The following is a 25,065-nucleotide window of genomic DNA, read 5'->3' as shown; positions in this document are numbered from 1 at the left end:
TAGTTTATTATACTCAAAGTAAGATTATGAGAGAAGAGGGCATGTTTATGTTTGGAATCTACTATTATTATCGCAATTTAATTCTTCTTGCAGTTGTACCGGCAATCATTCTTTTGGTAAAAGTATATCAAAAGGACAAAGTTGAAAAAGAGTCTCCCAAGATGTTAGTGACACTGATTATGTGTGGAATATTCTCTGCGTTTCCGGCATTGCTGGTGGAGATGGCAGGGGATTGGGTGTTACAGAGCTTTCTGTCTGAAAACAGTCTGGTCTATCATCTGATTACCTGTATGATAATTGTGGCATATGCAGAAGAGGGTTCAAAATACATAATGTTAAAATTAAGAACCTGGAAATCAATAGAGTTTAACTGCCTGTATGATGGAATGTTGTATGCTGTGTACATTTCTCTTGGCTTTGCAGTGTTGGAGAATATTAGTTATTCCATCGGTTATGGATGGGGGACAGCGTTAATCCGTGCTGTGACAGCTGTTCCGGGACATGCATGCTTTGGCGTGTTTATGGGTGCGTTTTATGGATTTGCAAAGCAATATGAACGCATAGGACGAATAGATCTTTCCAGACGGTATCGAAAGTTTGCTGTTGTAGTGTCGGCATTTATCCATGGCTGCTATGATCTGATTCTTACGGTGGAACTTCCGACGATTGCATTCTATACATATACAATCGCAATGTTTGTGTTGGCATTTCGGTTACTTCGAAAGATGTCAGATATGGATCGGTACATATAGAATGAAAAAGAGTCCTAAAAGGGAGGATGCCGGGTCACCGCTTTCGCGGGCCCGGCACGTATTATGAAAAAGTTTTATCTATGTTAATTTACTTATCGTCTATCTTCTATCTCCTGTTGATGATTATAGTATAGCCGTTATCTGTGAAAAAATAAGGTTTAATAAGTGAAGTATTTTTGAAAGAAAAATGAACAAACTGTGAACAACTGGAGTTATGACGGCATATTTACGACCTTTTCGGACATTTTTTGGTAAAAAAGGCGAATTGGAAAAAGTGATAAAATGGGATATACTATTATGGTATCTATTGAATGAAGTGAAAGGATAGATTTATGAAGTATATTTCATTTGCAATTCCCTGTTATAATTCGCAGGAATACATGGCGCATGCGATTGAGACCATTCTTACCGGCGGGGAAGATGTAGAGATTATTATTGTGAATGATGGATCAAAAGATAATACATCTAAGATTGGACATGAGTATGCAGAAAAGTATCCAGATATTATCCGCGTGATTGACAAAGAGAATGGTGGACATGGTGACGCAGTTAATTATGGACTTGCCAATGCCGAGGGAAAATATTTTAAAGTTGTAGACAGTGATGACTGGGTTAATACAGAATCATTACAGAATATTTTGAATGTACTGAAGAAGATGGAAGAACATGGCGAAGAAGTAGATATGCTTATAGCCAATTATGTATATGAAAAAGAGGGAGTATCGCATAAGAAAGTGATCCATTACCGTAATGTACTGCCTCAGAACCAGATTTTTAAATGGTCAGATGTGGGCAGATTCCACATTGATCAGTATATTTTGATGCATTCGGTTATTTATCGTACTGATATGCTGAAACTGTGTCAGCTTACATTACCGAAGCATACGTTCTATGTGGATAATATCTATGTATATTATCCGCTTCCACATGTACGTAAGATGTATTATATGGATGAGGATTTCTACAGATATTATATTGGACGAGAAGATCAGTCGGTCAATGAAAAGGTCATGATCAAGCGTGTTGACCAGCAGATATTTGTAACCAGAACGATGATCGATATGTACCAGATGCGTCAGATTTCTAATAAAAAACTGCGCGCATATATGGAGAAATATCTGGCAATCATGATGACCGTTTCTTCTATTTTGTGCATTCGCTCCAAAGATCCGGAGAATATGGAGAAGAAGAAGGAGCTCTGGAAATATCTGAGACAGAAGGATAAGAAGACATTTGTGCGTATTCGATATGGCATTCTTGGTCAGAGTATGAATCTTCCGGGCAAGTCCGGACGTAAGATTTCTTCACTGGCATATCTGCTTGCAAGAAAGATTATTGGATTTAATTAAAATATTTGAAGAGTGTGTGTATTTATGGTAAAATACGTGAGGAACCGAATGGGTTAATTAATAAACATTATAATAAAGGAGAAATGATTATGAAAATTTCACCACTTCAGAAGGCAAGATATGAGTATACTCCAAAACTTCCTGGAATGCTCAGAAATGGTATCGCAGAGATCAGCGTAAAAGAAGGAGAAGCAACTCAGAGCGTTGCTGATCAGGAGAAGATCGCAGAGCTTTTCCCTAACACATATGGAAAGCCGGAGATCACATTTATAAAAGGACAGAACACAGCTGCAGATAAGAAGCAGGTTGTAGGTGTTATCCTGTCAGGTGGACAGGCTCCTGGCGGACACAACGTAGTAAGTGGTCTGTATGATGCACTGAAGGCTACTAACAAGGACAATGTCCTTCTTGGATTCAAGGGTGGTCCGAGCGGACTTCTGGAAGATAAATACATTGAGATGACAGACGAGTACATCGATCAGTACAGAAATACTGGTGGATTTGATATCATCGGTTCAGGAAGAACGAAACTTGAGACTCCGGAGCAGTTTGCAGTAGCAGCAGAGGTATGCAAGAAGCACGGAATCACAGCTATCGTTATCATCGGTGGAGACGATTCTAATACAAATGCATGTACACTTGCTGAGTATATGGCAGCTAATAACACAGGTGTTCAGGTAATCGGATGCCCTAAGACAATCGACGGAGACCTTAAGAATGAAGACATCGAGTGCTCATTTGGTTTTGATACAGCAACTAAGACATACAGTGAGTTGATCGGTAACATTGAGAGAGATGCTAATTCAGCTAAGAAATACTGGCATTTCATTAAGGTTATGGGACGTTCAGCTTCTCACGTAGCACTGGAGTGTGCACTTGAGACTCAGCCGAACATCTGCCTGATCGGTGAGGAAGTAGCAGCTAAGAAGATGTCACTGTCTGAGATCGCTGATTATATTGCAGATTCTGTAGAGAAGAGAGCAGCTAACGGAGATAACTTTGGTGTAGCTATTATCCCAGAGGGTATCGTAGAGTTCGTTCCTGAATTTTCTGTACTGATCGCTGAGATCAATGAGCTTCTTGCGGGTGAGAAGACAGAAGAGTTCAATGCACTTCCATCATGGGATGCTAAATATGAATTCATCAAGGCTGGACTTACAAAAGAGTCTATGTCTGTATTTGAGATTCTGCCACAGGGAATCCAGCAGCAGCTGTTCCTTGAGAGAGATCCGCACGGTAACGTACAGGTATCTCTGATTGAGTCTGAGAAGTTATTTGCAGCATTGGTAGCTGACAAGCTTGCTGAGAGAAAAGCAGCAGGAACATACACAGGTAAATTCGCTACACAGCATCACTTCTTCGGATACGAAGGAAGATGTGCATTCCCATCTAACTTCGATGCTGACTACTGCTATTCACTTGGATACAATGCATTCATGCTGATCCAGTATGGCTTCAATGGATATCTTTCTAAGGTATCTAACCTGTCTAAGCCAGCTGAAGAGTGGGTTGCAGGTGGTATGCCGATCACTAAGATGATGAACATGGAAAGAAGAAATGGTAAAGATAAGCCGGTTATCAGAAAAGCACTTACAGAGCTTGATGGAGCTCCATTCAAGTACTTTGAGGCACACAGAGATCAGTGGGCTGTTGAGACTGCATTCTTATTCCCAGGTGCTATCCAGTACTACGGACCAGCTTCTGTATGTGATATCACAACAAGAACACTTGCACTTGAAAAAGGCGAAGAGATCTAATTAGATTTGAATAATGATATATTATTGTAAGGCGCACGGATTGACCGTGCGCCTTATTTTATGCAATAAAGCATCATTAACAGGTTATTCATTTCATAGATATGAGAATAAAAGCGTGAACGTGTGGAGCGAAGTGTGAATAATCAGAAGCTGGAGAATTTATTAAACTTAGCATTAGATGCAGACGAGAATGAAAGAGAACGGTCTGAGATTCTGGATGTGGGCTATGATCCCATTGAAAAAGAGTGGGAGCTGATCGTAAAATATTCCGGAGATATAGATATGATCCGTCCACTGGTTGTGGACATGACAGTGCTTTTGAATGAGTATATGATTGTGACAGTGCGAGAGTCTGTGATTGATCAATTGTCTGCGATTCCACAGGTAGAATATATAGAAAAGCCGAAACGATTATATTTTCAGATCGCAAATGGAAAGAGAGTGTCTTGTATTGATTCAGTACAAGGTTCCCGGTTTGGGTTATCCGGAAAGGGAGTGCTGATCGGTATGATAGATTCCGGGATTGATTATAGTTTGGATGCATTTCTCAAAGCGGATGGAAGCACAAGAATCCGTTACCTGTGGGATCAGACAAATGGAAAAGAATATATTTCGGAAGAAATTAATCAAGCACTAAGCGCAGGAAATTTAGCAGAACGATATCGTATAGTACCAAGCGTTGACAGTTCCGGACACGGAACAGCAGTTGCTGGAATTGCAGCAGAGGTAGCATCGGAGAGTGAACTAATCGTGGTGAAAATGGGACTGCCAAGGCAAGAAGGATTCCCAAGGACAACGGAACTGATGCGAGGTGTAGACTATGTGATTCGGAAAAGTATAGAACTTGGCATGCCTGTGGCAGTGAATATCAGTTTCGGCAATTCATACGGTGCACACAACGGACAGTCGCTGGTTGAGCGTTATCTGGACAGCGTGGCGGGACTGGGACGATGCTGCATCTGTGTGGGAGCAGGCAATGAAGGCGTCGGAGCAGGGCATGCTTCCGGCATAGTAAGAACCGGTGAGGAACAACGGACAGAACTGGCGGTACAGGAAAAAGAAGCAGGATTAAATGTACAGATCTGGAAGAATTACACGGATGAAATGAGCATTACGCTTGTGAATCCGTCAGGTGTACAGATCGGACCATTGCAGGAAGTGCTTGGACCACAGCGATTTCGTGTAGGACAGACAGAACTGTTTTTATACTATGGCATGCCAGCTCCTTACAGCACAAGACAGGAAATCTTTATTGATTTTCTGGCAGTAAACGATTATATTGCTTCTGGGCTGTGGCAGATCATTCTGACTGGCAATCGAGTGGTAGATGGAAGATATGACCTTTGGCTTCCGGGAGGTAGTGTGCTAAATAGTGGAACCGGATTTATCAGGCCAAGTGCACAGGCAACCATGACCATACCGGCAACGGCAAGTCGGGTGATCACCATTGGTGCATATGATGCAAGAACATTTACCTATGCGGATTTCTCCGGACGTGGTCCGGCGGACGAAAACACCTTTTGGGAAACTGCAAAGCCAGATCTTGTGGCACCGGGAGTAGCAGTGAGAAGTATAGAGGCAGGCGGCGGATATGGAGAGTATACTGGTACTTCGTTTGCAGTGCCTTTCGCAACAGGAAGCGCAGCACTACTGATGGAATGGGGAATCATAAAAGAAAATGATCCCTATCTGTATGGGGAGAAAGTAAAGGCATATCTTAGAAGAGGGGCGAGAGAGCTGCCGGGATTTGCAGAATATCCCAATAATCAGGTGGGGTATGGGAGATTGTGTTTGGAGAGAAGCCTGCCAGATTAAAATATTGTATTTATAGGAAAGGAACGGCACAGAAGCTGAAAGAGAAGATTTTTACATATTTTACATAGATTTAACCTAAATCTGCAAAGATAATCATATTTCTCTGATAATGTTTACTTGATAAAGAAAGAGGAAACACATAGGAAATGAGGAGAATGTGATGAATGAAGTATGTAAGGTAGTATTTGGACTGGCTGGCGGTCTGGCACTGTTTTTGTATGGGATGAACAGTATGAGTGATGCGCTGCAGAAGGCTGCCGGAGAGAAAATGAAGAAGATTTTGGAGTTCCTGACTAAGAATCCGATTATGGGAGTGCTGGCAGGAGCGCTGGTTACAGCGGTGCTGCAGAGCAGTTCTGCAACTACAGTTATGGTGATTGGCTTTGTCAGCGCCGGACTGATGAGTTTGCCACAGGCAATTTCTGTTATTTTTGGTGCCAATATTGGTACAACAATGACTGCGCAGCTTATGGCATTTAAGATTACAGACTATATATATCCGATTATTTTTGTTGGCTTTATGCTTTACTTTGCTTCTAAGAAAGAAAAGGTAAAGAATGTTGGTCTGGTTATTTTTTCTTTTGGTCTGTTGTTTGAAGGCATTGAGATCATGGGAAGTGTTATGAAGCCGCTTGCAAACAGCCCGATTTTTGTGGAACTTATGGCGAAAGTATCAGATATTCCAGTGCTTGGTGTTCTGCTTGGTGCAGTGATGACGTTGGTTGTACAGAGCAGTTCAGCTACGATTGCGGTGCTGCAGAATTTTGCGTCACAGCCTGGACCGGATGGAGTAACCAGTGTGATTGGTCTGGCAGGAGCAATTCCAATCCTGTTTGGTGATAACATTGGTACAACGATCACAGCATTGTTAGCATCCATCGGACAGTCTAAGAATGCCAAGAGAACTGCGCTTGCACACAGTATTTTTAATATTACAGGAAGCATAGTATTTCTGTTCCTGATTCCGGTGCTGGCGAAGTTTGTACAGTTCATTTCGCCAAAAGGACCGGAAGTGGAGGTGATATCCAGACAGATTGCCAATGCACATACCACATTTAATGTAGTTTGTACATTAGTATGGCTTCCGTTGATTCCGGTGATGGTGAAGATTGTAACAACGATCGTACGCGGAGATGATACGAAGAAAGTACATTCTTACGAACCACAGTATCTGGATGATAAGATGATTAATCAGCCGATTCCGGCAATGTATATGGTTTCTAATGAGATCAACCGTATTGCAACATCTACAGAAAAGATGTTGAAGATTTTGAAAGAAATCGTATCAGGAGATAATAAGGAAGAAATAAAATCGTTATTTAAAAAACATCACGATGCAGTCAAGACGTTGCAGGATGCAATCGTGACGTACATCTCAAAGCTGTTTACTGGTGGTGCACTGACGGAAGTGCAGGCAGAGCGGGTTGCAGGATATCTTGCGATTGCCAATAACATCGATCGTATTGCAGACCGATGTGGAGATGTGGTAGATATTTATGAGCGTATCGGTACATCAGAGAAGATTTTGTCAGATCAGGCAAAAGAAGAACTGGCACAGTGTGTGACTATTGCAGAAGAATTGTTTGAACAGGCAATTACAGCGGTGGCAACAGACAATGTGGATCAGGCTGAACAGGTGATTCAGGATAAGAAGCGTATGCGCAAGGCACAGAAGAAGAGCACCAAGAAGCATCTGGAACGTCTGCAGGAGAAGCAGTGTGATCCGGAGCTTACCAGAGCATATTCAGGTATCCTGCTGAATCTTGACCGTGTGGCAGATAACTGTACCGGTATTGCAGAAGAAGCATTGGATCGTGTGACTTATGTGAGATTTGATACAGAAGAAAATGCACAGCAGAATGCAATAGCAGCAAATGCATAAACAATTGACATTTCGGATGCGACTCCATATAATAGTTACTGGAGTTCATAAGTAATGAATGAAGACAGGGGAGCTTGTGAGACAGGCTGAGAGGAAACAGGAGTTTCGACCCTTTGACCTGATGCGGATAATGCCGCCGTAGGAATCAATATGTGATTTTTTTCGGAGACACCTGCATGGGGGTCTCCTTTTTGTGCAGTAAATTGTTGTGCTAAAATCGTGCTTGCACAAATTTCTATAATCATTTAATGAAAGAAGGAAAATGTATGGTAGGAAAATACCTGGAACAAGTCAGAACGAAAGCACCGCTGATCCACAATATTACTAATTACGTTACGGTTAATGATGTGGCGAATGTGCTTCTGGCATGTGGCGGAAGCCCGATCATGTCTGACGAACCGGCGGATATTATTGATATTACTTCTATATGTAATGGGTTGAATATTAATATTGGTACGCTGAATGTGAGAACGATTGAGGCAATGTATGCTGCCGGTGAGAAATCGAATGAATTGAACCATGCAGTGCTGCTTGACCCAGTGGGTGCCGGAGCGAGTAAGCTGCGGACCGATACTGCGCTTGGTTTGATTGAAAAGATTCATTTTGATGTGATCCGTGGAAATATTTCAGAGATTAAGACACTGGCACTCGGCAATGGAACAACGAAGGGCGTAGATGCTGATATGGCAGATGCAGTTACAGATGAGAATCTGGATCAGGCAGTAGCATTTGTGAAAGGCTACGCGGCTCAGAGTGGCAGTGTGATTGCAATCACCGGAGCAATCGATCTGATCAGTGACGGCAAGATCTGCTATGTAGTACACAATGGACGTCCGGAAATGGGACGGATCACAGGTACGGGATGCCAGTTGTCCGGCATGATGACTGCATTTCTGGCAGCCAATCCAGATGATATATGTGGTGCGGCAACAGCAGCAGTGTGTACGATGGGTCTTGCAGGTGAGATCGCATATGACTATATGCAGCAGGGAGACGGGAATGCGACATATCGCAACCGGATCATTGATGCTATTTATAATATGACTCCGGAGATGTTGGAGAAAGGAGCAAAATATGAAGTTCGATAGAGAAGATCTGTTGCTTTATGCAGTAACAGACAGCAGATGGCTGAATGGGGAACGCCTGTATGAACAGGTGGAGAAAGCACTGAAAGGCGGGGCAACATTTATTCAGCTTCGTGAAAAAGAACTGGATCAGGAGCATTTCTTTGAGGAAGCAGTAGAGATCAAAGAACTGTGTGCCAGATATCACGTTCCGTTTGTGATCAATGATAATGTAGAGATCGCACTGAAAATGGATGCAGATGGCGTGCATGTGGGACAGGATGATATGGAAGCCGGAGATGTAAGAGCGAAGCTTGGCCCGAATAAGATCATCGGCGTGTCTGCACATACCGTAGAGGAGGCACTTCTTGCAGAAGAGCGCGGAGCCGATTATCTGGGAGTAGGAGCTGTATTCCCGACCGGGTCGAAGACGGATGTAGATGTATTGGACGGAGGGATGATCCGCGAGATCACAGAGGCGGTACATATTCCGGTCATTGCCATTGGCGGGATTGGCAAAGACAATGTAGAAAAACTTGCCGGAAATGGGCTGGACGGTGTGGCTGTGATCAGTGCCATTTTTGCTCAGAAAGATATTACTGAGGCTACGAGGGAATTGAAGGAAGCGGTATTCAGGATGGTGAATGCATGATCCGCGGGGCAATCTTTGACGTAGATGGAACACTTTTGGATTCTATGGGAATCTGGGAAGTGGCAGGTGTCCGGTATCTGGAGAATATTCAGGTAGAACCGGAACCGGGACTGAGTAAGATTCTGTATCCGATGACGATAGAAGAGGGCGTGGCATATACGAAAGAGCATTATAATTTACCACAGTCCGCAGAAGAGATTACACAGGGGCTTCTGATGGTAGTCAGAGACTTCTATTACAAAGAAGTACAGGCAAAAGAAGATGCGATAAAGTTTCTTGAGAAACTATATACGAATAAAATTCCTATGATAATTGCTACGGCGGGTCATAAGGAATATGCAGAGGCAGCATTGAAGCGACTTGGCATGGATCATTATTTTCAGGAAATCCTGACCTGCTCTGAACTTGGCAGGGGTAAGCATGAGCCGGAGATTTATCTGCAGTGTGCATCTGTACTGGGCAGAAAGCCGGAAGAAATAATGGTATTTGAGGATGCCGGATATGCGATTGAGACTGCAAAGAATGCAGGTTTTATTACGGTTGGTATCCGGGATATGAGCAATGGAGATGACTGGAAGCAGATCCGGGAAACGGCAGATTATGTGTTGGAAGACTGGTCTGAGGCAGGAAAACTGCCGCTATAAGACGATATAGTTACGGGAGTAATCCGACGGCTGATTGGGGGCACCACCTTCAGTCGTCCCGCAGTAAGCGGAAAAATTAATGCATAGATAGATACAGAAGAAAGGAAGAATGAGGTATGAGAACAGCATTAACAATCGCTGGAAGTGATTCCAGTGGAGGCGCCGGAATTCAGGCAGATATTAAGACAATGATCAGCAATGGCGTATACGCTATGAGTGCGATCACAGCTCTGACTGCACAGAATACAACCGGAGTCACAGGTATTATGGAAGTAACGCCAGAATTTCTGGAAGATCAGATGGATAATATATTTACCGATATTTATCCGAATGCAGTGAAGATTGGTATGGTATCTTCGGATGCATTGATCAATAAGATTGCAGATAAGCTGGAAGAATATAAAGCAAAGAACATCGTAGTAGATCCGGTTATGGTAGCTACCAGTGGAGCAAAACTGATCTGTGATGAAGCAGTTGATGCATTGAAAAAGCGTTTGCTTCCGATCGCAACCGTGTTGACTCCGAATATTCCGGAGGCAGAAGTGTTGTCTGGTATGGAGATCCATACAGAAGAAGACATGATCAAGGCAGCAGAGAAGATTGGAACAGAATATCACTGTGCAGTACTCTGCAAAGGAGGACATCAGTTAAACGATGCCAATGACCTGCTGTGGAGAGACGGCGAATATAAATGGTTCTACGGAGAGCGTATTGATAATCCGAATACGCATGGAACCGGCTGTACACTGTCCAGCGCGATTGCATCGAATCTGGCAAAAGGATATGATCTGGATACTTCAGTTGAGCGTGCAAAGAAATACATTTCCGGTGCGCTGGCAGCAATGCTTGATCTGGGTAAAGGCAGTGGTCCGATGAATCACGGATTTGCAATTAAAAATGAATATACTGAATGCGCAAAGGAGGAAGCCTAAGATGAAGGAAAAGAGAACCTCAATCTTTGAGAATGGTCTGATCTGGTTTGGCGCAGGCGTATCGCTGGCAGAGATCCTTACCGGTACAGCATTTGCACCGCTTGGATTCCAGAAAGGTATTCTGGCAATCATTATCGGTCACATTATCGGATGTACCATGTTATTCCTGGCAGGTGTGATCGGCGGTAAGACCAGAAGAAGTGCAATGGAAACGGTTAAAATGAGTTTTGGACAGAACGGCGGAGTATTCTTTTCTTTTTTAAATGTCCTTCAGCTGGTTGGCTGGACGGCGATCATGATCTATGATGGTGCGTTGGCAGCAGATGGCGTATTGAATACCGGAAGATGGGTGTGGTGTCTGGTAATCGGAGCATTGATCATTGTGTGGATTCTGGTAGGGATTACCAATCTTGGCAAGATCAATACCATTGCAATGGCAGCTTTGTTTATCCTGACACTGGTACTTTGCAAGGTAATCTTCTTCAGTGGAGCGGCAGGAAATGTGGATACAAGTGAGGCAATGTCCTTTGGCGCAGCTGTAGAGCTGGCGGTAGCGATGCCGTTATCATGGCTTCCGCTGAGCAGTGACTATACAAGAGAAGCAGAGGAGCCGGTGAAAGCAACAGCAGTCAGTGCTGTTGTTTATGGTATCATCAGCTGCTGGATGTACGTGATCGGTATGGGTGCGGCGATTTACACCGGAGAGTATGATATTGCTCAGATCATGGTGAAAGCAGGACTTGGAATCGCAGGACTGTTGATCATTGTATTTTCAACAGTAACTACTACATTCCTGGATGCGTATTCCGCAGGCATTTCTGCTGAATCTGTATTTTCCAAACTGAATGGAAAATATGCAGCCGTAGCAGTGACCGTGATCGGTACTGTTGGGGCGATCGTATATCCGATGGATAATATTACGGATTTCCTGTATCTGATCGGTTCTGTGTTTGCACCGATGATCGCAATCCAGATCGCAGACTTCTTTATCCTGAAACGTGCAGACAGTCTGTCAGATGCGATTGATGTGACAAACATTGTGATCTGGATTGTAGGATTTGTATTATATCGATACTTAATGGGTGTGGATATTCCGGTAGGAAATACACTTCCGGATATGGCGGTGACCATTGTGATCTGTGTCATTATCCGGAAATGCATGGGAAGCAAGAAAGCTTAATCGGCATCCAGCGCTTCCTGCATGTCATCTGGGAGAGGAGCGGTGAAAGACATTATTTCTCCAGTGATCGGATGACAAAATGAAAGTTTATGAGAATGAAGAGCCTGACGACCAATGTGGCGCATGTCCGGATTGTAGAGATAATCTCCGATCAGTGGATATCCCAGATGCTTCATATGAATGCGGATCTGGTGTGTGCGTCCGGTCTCAAGCTTCAATGCGACCAGACTGTAATGTCTGGTCGTTTTTACAACATGATAATGGGTGATAGCGGTTTCGCCGTTATCCCAGTCCACCATACGCTCGATGATGGTGCCGGGTTTTCTGCCGAGTGGGGCAGAGATGGTGCCAGCTTCGGGCGTTACGTGTCCAGAGGCAATGGCAAGGTATTCCCTGTGGACTTCCCTGCGTCCGGTCATCGAAGAGAGAATTCCGGCACTGACCAGATGCTTTGCCACGACAGTAAGTCCGGAGGTATCCCGATCCAGTCTGTTACAGCACCGGAAGATAAATGGCTTGTCCTGCTCTTGGTAGTACCACGCCAGTGCATTGGCCATTGTATTATAGTAATTATTCAGGGAAGGATGGATTGGCATGCCGGCCGGTTTGTTCAGGACAATGATATCCTCGTCTTCATAGACAATATTTAAAGGTAATTCTACCGGTGGGATTTTGTCAGAGCATTTGGTCTCACTGATGCGGACACTTAAACAGTCCCCTTCGGCAAGTTCCTGCCGCATATAATAATGGACGCCGTTCACCAGAATGCTTTCTGGCATATGCTTAATGGAAGAGATATTCTGGGAAGAATATCCCTTACGTTTCAAAAACTGTTCCACGCGGAGTCCGGCGGCAGTCTTATCTATCTGATAATTTATCGTTCGATTCATTGCATTTCCTCCTAAATTCCGATAAACTAATCATAGCACATTTGAAAAGCTTTGGAAAACAGGAGAAAAGCATGGAATCCTTAAGTACACTTTGTTATATTGAAAATGATGGAAAATATCTGATGCTTCACCGCAATGTGAAGGAGAACGATGTCAATGAAGGTAAGTGGATCGGCGTAGGCGGTCATTTTGAAGCGGATGAAAGTCCGGAGGAATGCCTGCTCAGGGAAGTAAAAGAAGAGACCGGGTATACACTGACATCTTATCGGTTCCGGGGCATCGTGACCTTTGTATCAGGAAGCGGTGTGACGGAATATATGTCGTTGTTTACGGCCGATGGATTTAAAGGCGAAGAGATTCCGTGTGATGAGGGAGATCTGGAATGGGTAGAGATCGACCGGATCGGAGAATTGAATCTATGGGAAGGTGATCGCATTTTTCTGAGACTTCTGGTGGAAAGGGAGTCATTTTTCTCACTGAAGCTGGTCTATGATGGACACGACCGATTAGTCAGTGCGGCTCTGGACGGGAAACCGATGGAGTTATAAGAAAGATATAGAAGGAGATAAGAACATGAAAGATGGAGTAATTGCAGTTGTTGCAGGAAAAGAGATTAAACAGGAAGAATTTGATTTATTTGTAGAGAATCTGCCGCAGGACAAAAAGGCATATCTGCAGTATCCGGGATTCAGGGAGAGACTGCTGGATCAGTATCTGGCGTTGTATACTTTTTCAGTGGATGCAGTTGAGCAGGGACTGGATAAGACTGAGGAATTTGCACGTATTCTGGAGAATACCAGACGCGATATTCTGGCACAGCTTGCCATGCGCGAGGCAGTGAAGAATGTAAAGGTGACGGAAGAGGAAGCCAAAGAGTATTACGAAGCGAATCCGAATAAATTTAAGAAAGAAGAGACCGTGCAGGCGAAGCATATTCTGGTAGAGGATGAGGATAAATGCACCGACATCCTGAATAGTATTGTAAGTGGAGAGATTTCTTTTGAAGAAGCAGCAAAGCAGCATTCTACCTGTCCATCCGGACAGCAGGGGGGAGACCTTGGAGAATTCGGGCATGGTCAGATGGTCAAAGAGTTTGATGAGGCAGCATTCGCGGCAGAACCGGGCAAGGTTGTAGGACCGGTAAAGACACAGTTTGGATATCACCTGATCCGTGTGGAGAAGAAAAATGAAGCTGAGGTACAGCCATTTGAAGCTGTGAAAGCAACCATCGTGAACACACTTTTTCAGAAGAAACAGAATGACGCATACGAAGCAAAAGAAAAAGAGTTGAAAGAAAAATATGTCGAAATGTAAGTTGACGGCAGGAATTCTGGCGCACGTGGATTCCGGTAAGACGACACTGGCAGAGAGCATACTTTTTCAGACGGGAAAGATCCGTAAGCTCGGAAGAGTCGATCATGGGGATGCCTATCTGGATAATTATGAACTGGAGCAGAGCCGTGGCATTACGATATTTTCCAAACAGGCGGAGATCATGCTGGGTGACCGTCCGGTGACACTTCTTGATACGCCGGGACATGTAGATTTTGCGGCAGAAATGGAACGTACATTACAGGTGTTGGATTATGCAATTCTGGTGGTAAATGGAGCTGATGGTGTGCAGGGACACACGGAGACTCTGTGGCGGTTGCTCGCCAGATATCAGATTCCGACCTTCATCTTTGTAAATAAGATGGATCAGGCAGGAACGGATCCGGAAAAAGTGTTGACAGAATTACAGGACAGGCTGTCAGAAGGCTGCACAGCATTTCCAGGATCAGCCGGTCTGACTGAAGGCAATGCAAGGGTAGCGGTGTCAGAGAGTGAATGGCTGGAGAGCATGGCGATGTTAGAAGAAACTGCTATGGAAGAATATCTGGAAACAGATACGTTGTCGGCAGATACGATACGACGCCTGATACGCAGCAGACGTCTGTTTCCATGTTATTTTGGTTCTGCTTTAAAACAGGAAGGAATCGAAGCTTTTCTTCAGGGACTGGAAGCGTATACGGAATCACCGGTTTATTCGAATGTGTTTGGCGCGAGAGTCTATAAGATATCCAGAGATCCGTCAGGCAACCGGCTGACACATATGAAGATTACCGGAGGCAGTCTGAAAGTAAAAGAAGCACTGTTTGCTGAAGAAACAAATGAAGAACAAAAGAAAGAAAAAGTTAACCAGATTCGTATTTATTCGGGAGAAAAGTACGAGCTTGTGCAGGAAGCGGAAGCTGGCACTGTCTGCGCAGTGACTGGTCTCGCATTTACCAGACCAGGCATGACACTTGGTGATGAGAAGGCTGTTTCGGCACCAATGCTGGAACCGGTACTCAGCTACCGTGTGCAGTATCCACGAGAAGTGGATGCGCATACCATGCTTGGTTATCTGAAGCAGTTGGAAGAAGAAGATCCGATGCTGCGGATTGTATGGAAGGAAGAAAATGGTGAGATCGGTGTTCAACTCATGGGCGAGATCCAGATTGAGATCTTAAGAAGCCTGATCGAAGAGCGATTTGGTATTGCGGTTACATTTGATGCAGGAAGTATCGTGTATAAAGAAACAATCCGCAATACGGTAGAAGGAGTGGGACATTATGAACCGCTCCGCCATTATTCGGAAGTACATCTGATCATGGAACCGGGTGAACCAGGCAGTGGTGTGGTGTGTGACACGGAGTGCAGTGAAGATATCCTGGATAAGAACTGGCAGAGACTGATTCTGACACATCTGTATGAGAAGCAGCACCGGGGCGTGCTGACAGGCTCTGTGATTACGGATGTTCATATTACACTGGCAGCAGGAAGAGCACATCTCAAGCATACGGAGGGCGGAGATTTCCGGCAGGCAGTATACCGTGCAGTGCGGCAGGGACTGATGCAGGCAGATAATGTGCTGTTGGAACCGTATTATTCATTTGCTATGGAGATCCCGGCAGAGAATGTGGGAAGAGCTCTGAATGACATTCAGAAGATGCATGGCGAATTTGAACCGCCGGAAACGGACGGTGATATGACAGTAATCACAGGAATGGCGCCGGTATCTGCTATGCGGGATTATCAGATGGAAGTGACGACCTATACTAGAGGTAGGGGACGGCTGTTTTGTACATTAGACGGTTATCGTCCGTGTGCAGATCAGGATACTGTGATAGAAGAAATTGGCTATGATCCGGAAGCAGATATGGAGAATCCGGCTGGTTCTGTATTCTGTTCCCATGGAGCAGGATATTATGTGCCATGGAATGAAGTGTTCTCGCATATGCATATCGAGAGTCAACTGAAAAAGCGGCAGGAGATTCAGAAGAACATGACAACTGATATGGCTTCTGCACGCCGTAAGGACCGTATGACCGGAAAGAAAGCACCGTCTTCGGCTGATATAGGATGGAATGCCAAAGAAGAAAAAGAGCTGGAAGATATCTTTATCCGTACGTATGGCAAGATCGAGCGAAGGAATGCACCTGTCGGCCAGACGGTAGTGACGGTGGACAGTAAGCCGAAAAAGCATCGTGATGACGGAATAGAGTATCTGCTGGTAGATGGTTATAATGTAATCTTTGCCTGGGATGAGTTAAAAGAACTGGCAAAAGATAACATTGAGGCGGCGAGAAATAAATTGATGGATGTGCTGAGCAATTATCAGGGCTTCCGCAGATGTGTGCTCATTCTGGTATTCGATGCCTATAAGGTAGACGGTGAGGCACTGGAAATCCAACGTTATCACAATATTCATGTGGTGTTTACCAAGGAAGCTGAGACTGCCGATCAGTATATCGAAAAAGTAGTCCATGAGATTGGAAGAAAACGACATGTGACGGTTGTGACCTCAGATGGAGTGGAGCAGGTGATCACAACCAGCCAGGGGGCACATCTGATCTCAGCCAGAGAATTTCGTGAAGAGATCGCATTTACAGAGAGGCAGATCCGGGAAGAATGGGACAGACACAGAGAATCTGATCGCAACTATCTGTTTGACCATATGGATGAAAATCTGATGCGCCATATGGAAGAAGTGAGGCTTGGAAGGAAGAATTTGAAGTGAGATATTCATTAGATCTTAAATAGGGTTAATGAGATTTTTTTGTGAGGATATATTGGGGAAAAACAGTGATATTTTTTCAGGTATCGTGTATAATCTGATCAGGAACTTACAAACTATCTAAAAAAGAAAAGAGGATAAATATATGGCAGCAATACATGTAACAGCAGAACATTTTAAAGATGTAGTATTAAAGGCAGATAAGCCGGTATTGGTAGATTTCTGGGCACAGTGGTGCGGACCGTGTCAGAATATGGGACCGATCGTAGAAGAAATCGCAGATGAGTATCCGGATATTAGGGTGTGCAAGCTGGATATTGACAGTGCCATGGATATTGCCAGAGAATACCGCGTTATGTCTATTCCTACTTTTCTCATTTTTGAGAATGGAGAGGTTGTGAAACGTACAGTTGGAGAGCAGACAAAGCAGGAATTGTTGACTTTTGTCGGTAAATAAAATAGTTACGCTGTAATCTTTAATTGAAATATCTTCCAGAAGTGCTATAATAATTTCTGTTACATCAGAGGTCAGACAGAATGGGACAGCACATAAGTGTAGATAGAATATAGTATTTGGAGGATTTGTCATGGCAAGAACTAAGAAGACGGCTGGTAAGAATGTTGCAGCAGAGGCACAGGCAGCAGCAAGAAAGGCTGTGTCTGAAGCACAGGCAGTAGCAAGAAAGGTTGCAGCAGTTGAAAAGGCTGCTGAGACTTCAAAAAAGGCTGAGCCGGGTACAGAAGAAAAAGAAACCAAGACAGCAGCGGCAGTGAAGAATGCAGCAGCAGAAGTTAAGCCGGCAGCCAAGAAAGCGGTAAAAGAGACAAAAGCGGCAGCTAAGACAGCAGCAAAAGAGACAAAAGCAGCAGCTAAGACAGTTGTAGAAGAAACTAAAAAAGCTGCAAAGAAAGCAACTACAAGAAGAAGCAAAAAAGACATGAAGGTAAATGCTTACGTAGAATACTATGGCAAGCAGGTACATGAGAATACAATGATTGCTGATGTAAAGAAAGCATGGAAAAAGTCCGGTCACAAGATCGGTGAGATCAAGACTATGGATCTTTATATTAAACCGGAAGAAAGCAAAGTATACTATGTGATCAACGAAACAGAGAGTGGATCAGTAGAATTCTAATCGGCTCACCGGAAGATGCAGTCATGAAGGAGTAACACAAAGGAGAAGTAGTATGAGTGATATGATGACCCAGGTAAATCAGATAGTGGGCAATGGTTTGTCCTTTCTGCAGAGTACGGTTATACTGGCGGTTACGATTTGTATCGGATTGATCATCGGTCTGTTTGGATTGAAACTGGCACGTGTGTGGGCAGCATTGGTAGGACTGGTTCTGGGAGTGGCAGCAGGGGGCATCGTTTCTGTTGTGGCAGGACTGAATGGAATGGCTTCTGTGGGAGCTATGGCAGGAGGCGCAGTGATACTGGCGATTCTTGTATGTGTATTTTACAGAGTTGGTATATTTTTCTTTGTATGGCTGGCAATATTCAGCATGGGAGTATCGGCTATCAATCAGCAGGTTATACCGGTGATTGCTGTATGTGGCGTGTTAGGATTGGTTCTCGCGATCGTTACGATGAAGATGTTTGATCCATTGGTAATTATTATCACATCCATTTATGGTGGTTACATGGCAGGTAATGCAGCTGTTTCCATGTTGGGGTTAGGTAATTATCTGGCAGCAGTGATTGGAGTGCCGGTAGTGCTTATTGCAATCTGTGTGGCAGTACAGTTCATCATGCGATCCAGACAGGTTGGCAGGAAGCAGGTCAAGAAAGCCGGAGAGCACAGAGAAAAAGAATCCAGAGAAGCAGAAGTAGAGCAGGCACGAATGTTGCTTGACGATGATAATATGGATGATACAGAAGCAACCGATCTGGAAGATGACGATGATCTGGAGACAGATTACGACGATGTTCTAGACAGCGAGGACAGTCTGGATGGAGATTATGATGAGGATGAAGGATATCTTGATGATGATCTGGAATCCGGATATGATAATCTTGACTTTGATGATGATTTTAAGATCATAGAGTGATTTAAATGAAGTAGAAGGCAGTTTGTCAGTGACAGCAGAGACTGTGGCGGGCAGACTGCCTTTGTTGTATTTTGGCAGTAACGTGGTATAATAAAGAAAAAATGACAAAGGAGGCTTACACATGAAGATAGATATGCATTGTCATGTGCATGAAGGCTCGATTGACAGCCGGGTAAGCCTGGATGAATATATTACTGTTCTGAAAGAAAAAGGCTTTGATGGAATGCTGATCACGGACCACGACAGTTATCATGGTTACAGGCATTGGAAATACGAAATGAAAGGGAAAGCTCACCAGGATTTCGTAGTTTTGAAAGGCATTGAGTATGATACACTGGATGCAGGACATATGCTCTGCATTATGCCGGAGGGCGTTCGTATGAGGCTGTTGGAGTTAAAAGGTCTTCCGGTATCGATGCTGATTGAATTCGTACACAGGCATGGAGGTATCCTTGGCCCGGCGCATCCGTATGGAGCTAAATATATGAGTATGACCAATACAAAAAGGTATCGGAAGTCACAGGAATTTGTGAAAAGATTTGATTTTATAGAGGTGTTTAACGCATGCGAATCACAGGAGTCTAATGACAGTGCAGCCAGACTTGCGGCTGAATACGGGAAACCTGGAGTTGGTGGAAGTGATGCCCACAAGACAGACTGTATCGGGACAGGCTATACGATACTTCCGGAGATGGTTACCTGTGAGACGGAGCTTATTAATCTGATTCGGGAAAAGGCAGCAATTCAGGCCGGAGGTGTTCTGTATGGCAGAACTACCAAGGAGAAAATGGGAGCATTTCACAAGATACTGGCAGATCTGTTCTGGTTCTATAACCGGGGAGGAGCTATGCTGAAGTATTTCAAACGGAGAAGAAAAGATAAGATTGAGAACCCGGTGACTCCGGTAGATCCGATCGAGATCCCATATCTTAAAAAAGCAAAAAAATTCCGCTCAAAGAAATAGGTGTACGGATTATTGGACACCTTGCTTGCTATATTGATTACAGGAAGTGAGGTGTTCTTTTATGAGAAAATTAGGAAAGAAATTAGTAGCAGTGGCAGGTGTGATTGCGATGCTCATGATTATTCTGGTATATGGATTTGCAGAGACAAGGATACCGGGCATTGTATATCTGGCGATGTGGTGTGTGTGCGCAGCAGCAATCTGTTATGGCACCGACACACAGCTTGCCATCTGAGATAGTTGAAATAGGAGAACATTATGATGGAGTATAAGAGTATGCTGCATACGCAGAGAGCGTATTTTCAAACAGGTGATACTAAGGATGTGGAGTTTCGTATCCGCCAGTTAAAGAAGCTGTATCAGTGGATCACAGTACATGAACAGGAGATTATGGATGCACTTTATATGGATCTGAATAAATCAAATTTTGAAGCTTATGCTACTGAGATTGGTATAGTAAAAGAAGAGATTCGATATACATTAAAGCATCTTCGAAAATGGGCAGCACCGAAGAGAGTGCCTACACCGATCACGCAATTTCCATCGAAGTCTTTTATATATCCGGAACCGTATGGCATCGTGTTAATCATGTCACCTTGGAATTATCCGTTCCAGCTTACGATCGCACCACTTGTGGGGGCAATTTGTGCAGGTAATTGTGCAGTAGTGAAGCCATCTGCGTATTCACCACATACTACAAAGGTTATTGCAGATATGTTGAGAGAATTGTTTCAGGAGAAATATATCGCTGTAGTAGAAGGTGGCAGACAGGAGAATCAGGCACTTTTGAATGAAAAGTTTGACTATATCTTCTTTACAGGAAGTGTAAATGTTGGTAAATACGTCATGGAGAAGGCATCTGCACATCTGACACCGGTGAGTCTGGAACTTGGCGGCAAGAGTCCTTGTATTGTAGACGAGACTGCAGATCTGAAGCTGGCGGCAAAGCGTATTGTCTGGGGTAAGTTCCTGAATAGTGGGCAGACCTGTGTGGCACCAGATTATATTCTGGTACAGAACAGTGTGAAAGACAAGCTCGTTCGTTATATGGAAAAATATATTCGTAAGATGTTTGGAAAGGATCCGATGCAGAATCCGGATTATCCGAAGATGATCAATGAAAAGCATTTTAACCGTGTACTGGGGCTGACGGAGCGGGCACATATAGTATGTGGTGGTGGATCTGATGTGGACATGCTTAAGATTGAGCCGACCGTGTTGGATCAGGTGACCTGGGAGAGCCCGGTAATGCAGGAGGAGATTTTCGGACCGCTGCTTCCGGTTCTTACATTTTATGATATTGAAGAGGCGATTCAAATGGTCAATGCCAGACCGAGGCCGTTAGCATTGTATTACTTCACGAAAGATAAGCAAAGAGAAGCCATGATGCTCAAACAGGTGTCTTATGGCGGTGGCTGCATCAATGATACGATTGTACATCTGGCAACGTCCCATATGCCATTCGGCGGCGTGGGCAACAGTGGAATGGGTGGCTATCATGGAAAGGACAGCTTTGACACATTTACACATAAAAAGAGCATCATGAAGAAATCGGTACTTCTGGATATTCCAATCCGATATGCACCGTTCAAGAACAAATTGAATATATTAAAGAAGCTGATGTAGGCCATTATGGATAGATACGGAAAGATATAAAGAAAAAGAAAGGCAGCGGGAGCAATCCCGATGCCTTTCCTGTTTCACTTTGTATTTATCCTATTAACAGAAAGATATGATAGAACAGAAAACTCATGATCCAGGCAACACAGAGCTGGAACAGTACAAAGAGAATGGTAAGCTTTCTGCTTTCGGTTTCACGACGGATCGTAGCAATTGTTGCAGTACATGGAACATACAGCAGACAGAATACCATCAGCGCCAGAGCATTGGCAGTACCGAATCCAATACTGTTTAAGGCAACCAGCGCAGTGCTCATGCCATGTGCAGTAGCAATGTTTGAGATACCGAAGAGAACTCCACAGCTGGAGACTACTACTTCCTTGGCAGCGATTCCTGCGATCAGCGCAACGATGATCTGCCAGTATCCAAGACCTGCCGGTGCGAAGACAGGTACGATGGCTCTGCCGATATAGGAACCGAAGCTCTGGCTGATGTCTGTTACATACCCATTCGGGCCAAAGTTTAAAAGTACCCACATAACAACGGACGCCAGGAAAATGACGGTTCCTGCACGTGTCAGGTAATCCTTGACCTTTTCCCACACATAGATGGCTATGGTTCTGGCATTTGGTGTCTTGTATTCCGGAAGCTCGATCAACAGCGCATGTTCTGCTTTGCTGTTGTCAATCCGGGACAGGATGAATGCAGTTAAGATTGCCACGATGATACCCAGAAGATACATGCCATAGCAGACCAACATCGCATATTTTCCAAAAAACATAGAGGAAAATAATACATAGATCGGAAGTCTGGCACTGCAGGACATAAATGGTGTGATCAGGATAGTCTTTAACCGGTCTTTCCTGTGTTCCAGAGCCCTGGAGGCCATGACTGCTGGAACGGAACATCCGAATCCGAGCAGAAGTGGGATAAATGCGCGTCCGGAGAGCCCAAGCCCGCTCATGATGTCATCCATGACAAAGGCAACTCTGGACATATATCCGCTGTCTTCCAGAAATGCGAGGGCAAGGAACAGAATGAATATATTGGGCAGGAAGGTGAGAATACCACCTACACCTGCGATGATACCATCCACCACAAGGGACTGAAGCATCGGATAGGTATGTATGGAAGCCAGACCATTGGCTACCGCCGAAGAAAACAGATCCAATGCGATCTCAAAATATCCTTTCAGGAAATCGCCTACCGTAAAGGTCAGGAAAAATACCATTGCCATAATAAGTAAGAAGATTGGAAGACCGGTGTATTTGCCGGTGAGCCATCGATCAATCCGGTCTGTACGCTCTTCACGGCTGGATTTATTGACCAGTGTTTCGCCTATGATTTCTTCAATAAAATCATATTTTTGATTAATTAAATCTTTTTCATAGCTGCAATCCAGAATATCAGAGGTGTCAAGTGGCCATTGTTCGGAAGCACTGGTATCCTTTTCCAGGTACTTAATGGCTAACCATCTTTTGTTCGGAAAGTCCGGATATGTATGCGTGATTCGTTCAATCAGAATATCAATTTTATCTTCAATATCATCTGTGTACACCATCGTATACTCCGCATGATGGTCATGGCGGTGCTTGCTGTGCAGTCCCGGATGATGATGAATCAGAGGATCCTGATGTAATACATCTTTGTGATGTGCAACGGCGTGCATTAATATGGAAAGCCCGGTTTTCTTTCTGGCAGATACCGGAATCACCGGGATGCCCAGCATTTCCGGGAGCCGGTGCAGGTCAATCTCCATGCCGCGTTCCTCTACAATATCCATCATATTCAGAGCAAGAATCACCGGTTTGCCAAGTTCGATCAACTGCAGTGTCAGATACAGGTTTCGCTCCAGGCTGGATGCGTCAGCTACATCGATGATCACATCGACTTCGTCGCTCAGGATACATTCGCGGGAGACTTTCTCTTCCATAGTATAGGAAGTCAGGCTATAGATACCCGGAAGATCGATCAGCGTATAATCCTGTCCTTCGTAGGTAGTATGTCCTTCTTTCTTTTCTACTGTAACGCCCGGCCAGTTGGCAACCTTGAGGTTGGCGCCGGTATAAGCGTTAAACAGTGTGGTTTTACCGCAGTTAGGATTGCCGATAAAACCGACGGTAACAGAGTTATTCATGTGTGTGCACCTCCTCAATCTCAATGTGATCAGCAATACGTCTGCCAAGAGCAAAGCGTGTGCCGCGGAACTTGACAGTAAGTGCACCGTGCTTGTCATTATTTAATATAGTAATCAGACTGCCGTCTGTCAGACCGAGTGCTTCCAGCCGACGCTCCAATTGGAGCTCGATCTGTATGGACAGCACACGATAAGTGTGTCCATTTAAGCCTTCTTTTAAAACCATAGTAATCCTCACTTTAATCTTATTGATAATTATTATCTATTATTTGAAAAAGTATAGCACCAATTGACGAAATTTACAACTTCACATATAATAGTCGATAAGACTTAAATGGGAAATTAGATTGCTGGGAAAGGAATAAAATATGGGAATCTATGAAATACTGGCGTACTTTTTTGTGTACGGTGTACTTGGATGGTGCGTGGAGGTCGCATTTGCGGCAGTAAAAGAAGGAAGGTTTGTCAACAGAGGATTTTTGAATGGTCCGATCTGTCCGATTTATGGAGTCGGAGTTGTATCGGTAATATTTTCATTACAGGGATTTTCAGAAAGTCTGTTAATATTATATTTGGCATCGGCTGTACTTGTAACATTTATCGAATGGCTGACAGGATATGTAATGGACCGGATCTTTCATCAGAAATGGTGGGATTATTCCGGACAGCCGCTTAATATCGGCGGTTATGTGTGCCTGCCATTTTCGCTGATCTGGGGTGTGTTCTGTGTGTTCATTGTTAAGTGTTTTCAACCGCTTGTTGCACATCTGATCGGGTACATCCCTCATATTGCAGGGATCGTAATACTGGTAATATTAAGTATTGCGATGCTCGCAGATCTCTATGTAACTGCATCTGCAATCCTGAAACTGAACAAACGTCTTGAAGCAATGGAAAAGATTGCTGCGGAGCTGCGGGAATTCTCTGACCGCATGGGTGAGAACATCTATGAAAATGTCAAAGACGGGATGGAGAAAGAAGAACAGCTTAAGAGTAAAGTGGCTAGTATGAAAGAAGTCAGAAAAGAATTGCGTGCTGAATACAGTGCCGGTAAGGAAGAATGGTACAAGAGTCAGCAGCAGAAGCTGGATGAACTGAAAGGACGTTATGACAGTCTGGTTAATGGACTTGGAAGTGTCGGCGAACGTCTGGTAAAGGCATTCCCGAATATGGAATCACGTATCCATAAGGATGCATTGAGAGAAGTCAAGAAACGGGTGGCAATGCGTCGGAATAAAAGGAAATAAATGGTAAAAAAGAGGCTTTACGGTCTCTTTTTTTTACCGAAAAACGGGTTGAAATAAAACTTTAAAAATGTGTTGACAAAGATACTCCG

Annotated in this window: 23 protein-coding genes and 1 riboswitch; of the genes, 20 read left to right on the top strand and 3 right to left on the bottom strand. The window is 44.1% G+C overall.

Annotation, left to right across the window (positions count from 1 at the left end; all coding sequences use genetic code 11):
- Positions 1–47: 47 nt before the first annotated feature.
- The 10 genes from OCV65_RS05380 to cytX all read left to right on the top strand — a co-directional run bounded on the left by OCV65_RS05380 (position 48) and on the right by cytX (position 12,027).
- Positions 48–752: a PrsW family intramembrane metalloprotease gene (locus OCV65_RS05380; protein ID WP_262581226.1), complete on the top strand. Its 705-nt coding sequence runs from the start codon at positions 48–50 to the stop codon at positions 750–752.
- 332 nt (positions 753–1,084) lie between these two features.
- Positions 1,085–2,101, top strand: a complete 1,017-nt coding sequence (locus tag OCV65_RS05375; RefSeq protein WP_118453107.1) for a glycosyltransferase family 2 protein — start codon at positions 1,085–1,087, stop codon at positions 2,099–2,101.
- An 89-nt stretch (positions 2,102–2,190) separates the two neighbouring features.
- Positions 2,191–3,858, top strand: a complete 1,668-nt coding sequence (locus OCV65_RS05370) for a diphosphate--fructose-6-phosphate 1-phosphotransferase (RefSeq protein WP_262581225.1) — start codon at positions 2,191–2,193, stop codon at positions 3,856–3,858.
- A gap of 135 nt (positions 3,859–3,993) precedes the next feature.
- A complete protein-coding gene (locus tag OCV65_RS05365; protein ID WP_262581224.1) occupies positions 3,994–5,673 on the top strand; it encodes a S8 family peptidase in 1,680 nt (559 codons plus the stop codon).
- Positions 5,674–5,833: 160 nt separating this feature from the next.
- Positions 5,834–7,555 (top strand): Na/Pi cotransporter family protein, encoded by a 1,722-nt coding sequence (locus OCV65_RS05360; protein ID WP_262581223.1) that lies wholly within the window; start codon positions 5,834–5,836, stop codon positions 7,553–7,555.
- Positions 7,556–7,611: 56 nt separating this feature from the next.
- Positions 7,612–7,717: riboswitch (TPP riboswitch) on the top strand.
- 104 nt (positions 7,718–7,821) lie between these two features.
- Complete coding sequence (gene thiM, locus OCV65_RS05355) at positions 7,822–8,643, top strand: hydroxyethylthiazole kinase (RefSeq protein WP_262581222.1); 822 nt, start codon at positions 7,822–7,824, stop codon at positions 8,641–8,643.
- Positions 8,630–9,271 (top strand): thiamine phosphate synthase, encoded by a 642-nt coding sequence (gene thiE, locus OCV65_RS05350; RefSeq protein ID WP_262581221.1) that lies wholly within the window; start codon positions 8,630–8,632, stop codon positions 9,269–9,271. The genes thiM and thiE overlap by 14 nt, the downstream gene beginning before the upstream one ends.
- On the top strand, positions 9,268–9,915 hold the full coding sequence (locus tag OCV65_RS05345) for an HAD family hydrolase (RefSeq protein ID WP_262581220.1): 648 nt from the start codon (positions 9,268–9,270) through the stop codon (positions 9,913–9,915). The genes thiE and OCV65_RS05345 overlap by 4 nt, the downstream gene beginning before the upstream one ends.
- A 116-nt stretch (positions 9,916–10,031) precedes the next feature.
- Positions 10,032–10,847 (top strand): bifunctional hydroxymethylpyrimidine kinase/phosphomethylpyrimidine kinase, encoded by an 816-nt coding sequence (gene thiD / locus OCV65_RS05340; protein WP_262581219.1) that lies wholly within the window; start codon positions 10,032–10,034, stop codon positions 10,845–10,847.
- Position 10,848: 1 nt separating this feature from the next.
- Positions 10,849–12,027 carry a putative hydroxymethylpyrimidine transporter CytX gene (gene cytX, locus OCV65_RS05335; protein WP_262581218.1) on the top strand — a complete coding sequence of 393 codons (1,179 nt, stop codon included), beginning with the start codon at positions 10,849–10,851 and terminating at the stop codon, positions 12,025–12,027.
- On the opposite strand, the gene OCV65_RS05330 is transcribed toward cytX, so the two are convergent.
- Complete coding sequence (locus OCV65_RS05330) at positions 12,024–12,917, bottom strand: RluA family pseudouridine synthase (RefSeq protein WP_262581217.1); 894 nt, start codon at positions 12,915–12,917, stop codon at positions 12,024–12,026. The genes cytX and OCV65_RS05330 overlap by 4 nt on opposite strands.
- Before the next feature lie 71 nt (positions 12,918–12,988).
- Between OCV65_RS05330 and OCV65_RS05325 the strand changes: the two genes are divergently transcribed.
- From OCV65_RS05325 to OCV65_RS05285, 9 genes are all read left to right on the top strand, one after another.
- The gene (locus tag OCV65_RS05325; protein WP_118384013.1) at positions 12,989–13,465 is read left to right on the top strand and encodes an NUDIX hydrolase; all 477 of its coding nucleotides are present in this window, start codon (positions 12,989–12,991) and stop codon (positions 13,463–13,465) included.
- Between the two features lie 25 nt (positions 13,466–13,490).
- A complete protein-coding gene (locus OCV65_RS05320) occupies positions 13,491–14,231 on the top strand; it encodes a peptidylprolyl isomerase (protein ID WP_262581216.1) in 741 nt (246 codons plus the stop codon).
- Positions 14,218–16,959, top strand: a complete 2,742-nt coding sequence (locus OCV65_RS05315) for a translation factor GTPase family protein (protein WP_262581215.1) — start codon at positions 14,218–14,220, stop codon at positions 16,957–16,959. Before OCV65_RS05320 ends, OCV65_RS05315 begins: the two co-directional genes overlap by 14 nt.
- Positions 16,960–17,101: 142 nt before the next feature.
- Positions 17,102–17,413 (top strand): thioredoxin, encoded by a 312-nt coding sequence (trxA, locus tag OCV65_RS05310; RefSeq protein ID WP_118384014.1) that lies wholly within the window; start codon positions 17,102–17,104, stop codon positions 17,411–17,413.
- Positions 17,414–17,543: 130 nt separating this feature from the next.
- On the top strand, positions 17,544–18,092 hold the full coding sequence (locus tag OCV65_RS05305) for a DUF6465 family protein (RefSeq protein ID WP_262581214.1): 549 nt from the start codon (positions 17,544–17,546) through the stop codon (positions 18,090–18,092).
- 52 nt (positions 18,093–18,144) lie between these two features.
- Positions 18,145–19,008 (top strand): TMEM198/TM7SF3 family protein, encoded by an 864-nt coding sequence (locus OCV65_RS05300; RefSeq protein ID WP_262581213.1) that lies wholly within the window; start codon positions 18,145–18,147, stop codon positions 19,006–19,008.
- A gap of 121 nt (positions 19,009–19,129) precedes the next feature.
- Positions 19,130–19,972: a PHP domain-containing protein gene (locus OCV65_RS05295; RefSeq protein WP_262581212.1), complete on the top strand. Its 843-nt coding sequence runs from the start codon at positions 19,130–19,132 to the stop codon at positions 19,970–19,972.
- A 61-nt stretch (positions 19,973–20,033) separates the two neighbouring features.
- The gene (locus tag OCV65_RS05290; protein ID WP_262581211.1) at positions 20,034–20,207 is read left to right on the top strand and encodes a hypothetical protein; all 174 of its coding nucleotides are present in this window, start codon (positions 20,034–20,036) and stop codon (positions 20,205–20,207) included.
- Positions 20,208–20,233: 26 nt separating this feature from the next.
- Complete coding sequence (locus tag OCV65_RS05285) at positions 20,234–21,598, top strand: aldehyde dehydrogenase (protein WP_416810575.1); 1,365 nt, start codon at positions 20,234–20,236, stop codon at positions 21,596–21,598.
- Positions 21,599–21,683: 85 nt separating this feature from the next.
- On the opposite strand, the gene feoB is transcribed toward OCV65_RS05285, so the two are convergent.
- Complete coding sequence (gene feoB / locus OCV65_RS05280) at positions 21,684–23,729, bottom strand: ferrous iron transport protein B (protein ID WP_262581209.1); 2,046 nt, start codon at positions 23,727–23,729, stop codon at positions 21,684–21,686.
- Entirely contained in the window at positions 23,722–23,955 is a 234-nt protein-coding gene (locus OCV65_RS05275) for a FeoA family protein (RefSeq protein ID WP_118384020.1), read from the bottom strand. Before OCV65_RS05275 ends, feoB begins: the two co-directional genes overlap by 8 nt.
- Before the next feature lie 142 nt (positions 23,956–24,097).
- On the opposite strand from OCV65_RS05275, the gene OCV65_RS05270 reads away from it, so the two are divergent.
- A complete protein-coding gene (locus tag OCV65_RS05270; protein ID WP_118384021.1) occupies positions 24,098–24,976 on the top strand; it encodes a putative ABC transporter permease in 879 nt (292 codons plus the stop codon).
- The last annotated feature ends 89 nt before the right edge of the window (positions 24,977–25,065 follow it).

This window comes from Dorea ammoniilytica (assembly GCF_025567415.1).
Classification (GTDB): Bacteria; Bacillota; Clostridia; order Lachnospirales; family Lachnospiraceae; genus Claveliimonas; species Claveliimonas ammoniilytica.
The sequence above is the reverse complement of the archived record's forward strand: the minus strand, read 5'-3'. Positions and strand labels throughout refer to the sequence as shown.